The 5,465-nt window shown below is 54.2% G+C and carries 7 protein-coding genes; all 7 read right to left on the bottom strand.

Going from position 1 to position 5,465, the window contains the following annotated elements; genetic code table 11:
• Positions 1-29: 29 nt before the first annotated feature.
• On the bottom strand, positions 30-1,454 hold the full coding sequence (locus TL5118_RS04785) for an AAA family ATPase (protein ID WP_058241769.1): 1,425 nt from the start codon (positions 1,452-1,454) through the stop codon (positions 30-32).
• 92 nt (positions 1,455-1,546) lie between these two features.
• Positions 1,547-1,903: a hypothetical protein gene (locus TL5118_RS04780; protein WP_058241770.1), complete on the bottom strand. Its 357-nt coding sequence runs from the start codon at positions 1,901-1,903 to the stop codon at positions 1,547-1,549.
• A gap of 2 nt (positions 1,904-1,905) precedes the next feature.
• Entirely contained in the window at positions 1,906-2,097 is a 192-nt protein-coding gene (locus TL5118_RS04775; RefSeq protein ID WP_058241771.1) for a helix-turn-helix transcriptional regulator, read from the bottom strand.
• Positions 2,098-2,141: 44 nt separating this feature from the next.
• Complete coding sequence (locus TL5118_RS04770) at positions 2,142-2,666, bottom strand: hypothetical protein (protein ID WP_131727405.1); 525 nt, start codon at positions 2,664-2,666, stop codon at positions 2,142-2,144.
• Positions 2,667-2,838: 172 nt separating this feature from the next.
• Positions 2,839-4,170 carry a tyrosine-type recombinase/integrase gene (locus TL5118_RS04765; RefSeq protein ID WP_082626116.1) on the bottom strand — a complete coding sequence of 444 codons (1,332 nt, stop codon included), beginning with the start codon at positions 4,168-4,170 and terminating at the stop codon, positions 2,839-2,841.
• 71 nt (positions 4,171-4,241) lie between these two features.
• Positions 4,242-4,616, bottom strand: coding sequence for a hypothetical protein (locus tag TL5118_RS04760; RefSeq protein WP_058241774.1), 375 nt, complete (start codon positions 4,614-4,616; stop codon positions 4,242-4,244).
• A 450-nt stretch (positions 4,617-5,066) separates the two neighbouring features.
• Positions 5,067-5,465, bottom strand: a 399-nt coding sequence (locus tag TL5118_RS04755) for an aldehyde dehydrogenase family protein (RefSeq protein ID WP_131727404.1), incomplete at its 5' end; no start/stop codon positions are given.

Raw genomic sequence — 5,465 nt, 5'->3', positions numbered from 1 at the left:
GGACATCTAGCAGGCACTCCATCACGCCGTCAGAGCGGGGACACCGGACGGATACCGTCCAGCGCGTACTTCTCAATTTCATTGAACAAGCTGGATGCATTTAAGGTGCCGTCTCGTTGCATCGTTGCCAGCAAGGCATCCTCTCCCGCGAGACTACGCAAGTGGAGCTGTGACATCTCTCCAAGACTGCGATCTGTTGCCAATGCAATTTGGTGAGTGCGGCGGTGCAGTTCTTCGCGGTCGTCTTCAGCCGAGATAAACAGGACCGCTCCGTGCTGGGTGGGTTGGTCCAGCCATGCGCGCTCCGAAGAAACTGAAACAGCGAGCTGCAATGCGACGAGGCTTTTGCCCGTTCCCCCGTCGCCATAGAGACTGGAGACTGTCTTCATCGGTATCCAGTCCTCAACCAACCACTCACGCCTTGGGATATTCTCTCCCAACAGATCAGACGCTTTAAAAAAGCGACTGGTACGCGCGACCTGCATGGAGTTGATCATGTGGGCGCTCAGAGACACTTCCCAGCCAAGCTCTTTGGGTCTGACCCCTAGACGGTCACAAAGCCAGAAGGCTGCCTCTTTAGGCGACAAAGCGTATTTTTGCTTTACAAGATCAATCGGCGTCAGGGTTATCTCTTCGCCAAAATCTTGAATACCCTCAGGATGGATGCTCAAGTCCTCTTCAAGGTCACGTCCCAGCTGCGCTGAAGTTACGCGCCAGGCGCCCGTAGAGTGTTTGGTGGCTAATGGCAAAAGCTCGGGGACCCAGGCATCAAGGTTTGAGAGCGCGGCATCATTTACATTGAGCCAAAAATCGGAGCTCGAGGGTAGAGGCAAGCTGTTCTCAAAACGCGAAGGTGATGTCTTTTTCTGGGCTGGCGAACCAAATGTTTCTTCCGCCCAGTCGAGAAATTCATCGATCTCTTTGAGGCCTATTTCCGGCAACATAGTTACATCGCCTAGAAAACTGTCCAACGGGTCCAAGTCCCCCCACGCGTATGCTTTTTGCGTGTCGGGGTGTTTCCCGAATGCAATAAATTGCTGGCCCTGTAGGAGCACCTCAATTTTTTCATCTTTACCCTCTGGAGCTTTGCCAGACGGTGAGAGTGCGATCTGCCGCTTTTTAGCTCCAGCTTCCGTTCTAAAGAGGAACCCGGTTTTTGGTGCCTGACCTGTCCTCTGCATCCAGGGACCTCGGTTTTCGTAGCGGCGATTGAATTCCGCAATAACCGCTTCCACGACCTCCTGGTCGTATATATCGATATCAAGAAACCCGACTCCACGGTCCCCGGTGCGAATGCCGACATTGTTGTCTTGAGCAAAGTCACGAGGTGTGAATGTCTTTGTAGGCCACCCTGTAATCTTTGGCCTCTTCTGGCCTGTCGGGATAGGTATGGGCATGTAGCCGTTATCAATCAGTTTTGCCGCGATGGCACTTGCATCGTAGTTGTTAGGCATGCTCAGCCTCCATTTCTTGAGGCCAGCGCGCGGTCATGTTAGAGAGATGTACCCCTACTATACTCCCGTCAGACCGTTCGCGGCTGGCGGGTTTATTTTTTGGCGGCCGGCTTAAGCGCATCCAAACTCGCGCGCATTGGCAGCGCATTCAGCTCGGTGAGCTTCGGATCGTCCTCGGAGACCGCCTCAGAGTCGACACAGAGTGTGATTAAGGCGTCCAAGGTCAAAGGGTAGCTCAGGCCACGCCAATAAACTCCATGCTCACCGTTAAGGCGGCGCTCCTGCAGGATGTATTCGTTGCCATGACGACCCAAGATCACTCTGTGACGAGGCGGCAATTCAACGAGCACCCAGCGATAGTTGTCGTCGCGCTCCCTGTCTGAGGGGGTAGCTGCTGCGGCCGCCCCCGTGGTTTGCGAATGACGGGGGGGGGTTGGGAGGTTCGCCATGATTACGACTCCCCACGTTCTGCAAGGCGCTCTTCAATCCACGCGTCGATCTCGGTCTCGAGCCAAGCGACGGCACGGCCGCCAATGCGGACCGGGCGGGGGAAGGTTCCGTTTTGGACAAACAGGTAAATGCTCGAGCGGCTGAAGCCAGTTCGAGACTTCACTTCGGGCAGGCGGAGGAATTTCATGGTCATCTGTGTCTCCGTTAGACAAGTTCGATGTCCAAAGGGTCACAGGTCTACCGAAACAACGCCAAAGGAAGGGATTGCCCCGAAACAGGGTGAATTCCTTCCTTAATGGATTTGACTGCTTTCCTTGCGCATCCCTCAGCGCTGGCGTCGATTTCTAGCGCCTCAAAGATGTCTGCGATCAGCGCGAAAAAAGGCCCGTAGGCAGACGAATCGTCCCACTTAGTTCTGACTGTGGGGCGTTCGCTCGATAGGTTTCGGAAACTGATTCCCGCATTCCAAGCGACCATCGTGGCGATGTCCTTTCGCTTGCCGCCGGCCTTCCTTTTGGTGATGTTGCGGCCCGCCGAGAGCCCCAATGCGGCAGCTTCAATCGTACCGCGGATCTTGGCTAAGTCACTCTTTAAGATCTCGCAAAGGATTTTTCGATTTCTTGGAGCGGGCTGTAGGGGGCCTATAGTCGCAAGTGCTGCAGCAATATGGCTAGCAGTATCAGGACGAATCTGGTCAAAGATGGCCTCGACTTCTCTAAGGTTGGCCGCCATGCGCTCGACTTTCTCCATTTCACCGAGCATCAAGTCCCTCCACTCCTGAGTGTATTCAGCCGCGCTGCCTATACTGATTGGCAAATAAATTCTCGTTGCCTCGAGGCGAAGCAGTGCTTCTCGCTGCCTCGCAGTTTGATCATCTCTCTGCTTCGGAAAGTGTTTGACTAGGACGCCAATCACCCTCGCGATAGCTTCCTCGTCACTCCGCATCATTGCCCTCCAAGAAGGCAAGAAAACTGTCTGATACCTTTGCCCTATCATCAAGAAGCTGAGAACGATCATAGGCCATCTGTTGATCGCTGCCGTATTTGTGCGCGAGTTGACGCTCTCCAATCTCGCTACTTACGCCATTCTCTGACGCCCAATCCCTGAATGTCGAGCGTAGACCGTGTGACACAGCACGCTCGCCTGTCCAGCGGTCAAAAAAGCCCCCTTTCGGGTCAGCTTCGTGCATGTCTTTCATCAACTTGTTCAGGGCATTTTCGCTCAATTTTTTCCCACTGTGCGGTGACGGAAAGACAAGGCCAGTTGTTGTGCCGGCACTCTTCATAACTTCAAGCATGTAGAAGGTGATCGGCGCCTCATCGTTCCTACGCGATTTCATCATCATCTTGTTCCGCAGCCAAGTTCCAGCGTAGCCCTTGTTGCCGGCCTCTTTTGGGTCGAACAGCTTGATTTGCTCCCATGTCATCTTCCTGACTTCGCCGCCCCTCGAGGCTGTTAAGACGGCCAACTGCAGCGCTTTCTGTGACATGCCGTCACGCGATTTCAGAGCGGCCCACCACCTTTGTGCGTCCTTCTGGCTTACGGCGGGGCGGTGGCTTTCATCTCTGTCAGCTTGCTTCGACAGCTCGAACTCTAAGTTGCCCTTGTACGCAGCCGGGTTCGGTGGCCGCATGTGACCGCGTTGAATGGCAAGCTGTAAAACCTTCTCAATGCGGCTCCGGACGCGGGATGCTGTCACGTGTTTGTCATCCCAAATCGGCGCCAAGATCCGCAGCAGGTGTTTGCTGCTTATGTCCTTGACTTGAAGGTCGCCAATGACCGGGTATGCATAGGTCACCAATGACGCACGCCACTGGTTCTCGCTTTTCGGGTTCGACCAGCTAGGCCGCCTGATCCGCAAAAGTTCTTCGGTGAGGTCACTAAACCGCGGGCAAGACGCCTCTGCGGTCTTGACGGACTTGGGGTTAATCCCGCGCCTTGCCATCGCATGATTTTCTGCCGCGAGCGCACGAGCATCTGCGAGCGACACCGTCGGATAACCACCTAGACCCAGCTCTGGTTTTTGATTGGTACCCTTGATCCTCAGGATCTGGCCCCAGTTCTTTGTACCGCTCTTTTGCACCACCAAGAAGAGCCCCTGCCCCCGATTGTCGCGATGCTTTCCCACTTCAGTCACCGAGGAGCAGTACTTTTCGGTTAGATTCCTTACCCCCACATTTACCCCCACAAAATGACTGGATTTTCTGGGATCATCTTGGCATCTCACGGAGTGAAATGCTACACATAAACGCAATATTAACTGCATTATTGTATCTATTCGGACCTACGTGGAATAATAGTACGGCGGACTGTCTCTCCGCCATTTACCATGACTAATTATTGAGTTCGCTGGATATTCTTCTGAATTAATGGCTGCGCCCCTTCGCTGCCACTGTTTTGGATGACCAATGATCTGCCCCCTACGCCGTCAGGCATATCCTGCATCAATCTGTTCCGCTCCTTTGTCAGCGCCCGTGCCACAGAATCTTTGACCCGTTGTTCCAGCAGAGTTGTAAGCTCTTCCTCGCGCTTTTTGCCCCTCCTATCCAAACTGGTTGTCAGCCTTTCCAACCTATTCAGCGGACCAGCGAATTTGGTCAAAACAAACCAGGCCTGCGAAACGAACAAGGCAAACAGTCCAAAGTTCAGCAATTCACCCCGACTAGCAGGTAGAAAGCCACTGGCAATCGCCTGATCATGCCACCACCACAACTGGCAACCCCACCAGAGCCCCCCCCGTCAGCCCAATTCCAAGCTGCGCCTGTTCCACCCGTCTCTGTCGCAGCCCATGAAAAAGGCTGCGGGATAGTATCAAACACAAAGTCCCAACCACTAAAGACATGATCATCAACATGCGCGACCTCTCAGGACGAAGTGATGGCAAAGGCATAGCCAATCTAGGTTTTAGCAGGCGGCGCCGAAGATCCCGGGAGCAACCCAGCCAAACAACACTTCGCTCCACCGCAGCGCATAGAGATTCCCCATTGCCACGAAACCCCCAGGGTTCGGTCAAAGGTCAGGTCGAAAATGGGAATGTGACCTCAGCCGATGTTCTGCGCACCACACGCAAGTTGATCGGCGGGCTGGTATTTTAGTCACCCTGTATTGGGCTGGGGTCTAGAAACTAGGGCCACGCTACTGGCTGCGCGGCCCTTTGGATTCTCAGATCGGGTAGTGCATCGGCCCGTCTTGTACAGTGATCCAACGGATTTCAGTAAATTCGTCGATACCGGCAGAGCTGCCAAAGCGGCCGTATCCTGACGACTTCACGCCGCCAAATGGCACCTGAGCTTCGTCATGGACTGTAGGGCCGTTGATGTGGCACAGCCCGCTTTCGATCTGTCGTGCCACCCGCATTGCCCGATTATGATCGGTGCCGAAAACTGCCGCCGACAACCCAAACTCGCTTTCGTTTGCGACACTTACGGCCTCTTCGACGCTCCCAACCCGAATGATAGACGTCACCGGCCCAAAGCTTTCCTCGGCATAAATTTTCATTGATGGGCTGAAGTGGTCCCAGAAAACTGGACAGTCAGCTAAGGTGTATCCCAAACCTTTGAA

This window comes from Thalassovita autumnalis, assembly GCF_001458255.1.
GTDB lineage: Bacteria > Pseudomonadota > Alphaproteobacteria > Rhodobacterales > Rhodobacteraceae > Thalassobius > Thalassobius autumnalis.
Note: the sequence above shows the minus strand (reverse complement) of the source record. Positions and strands in the feature narration are given on the sequence as shown.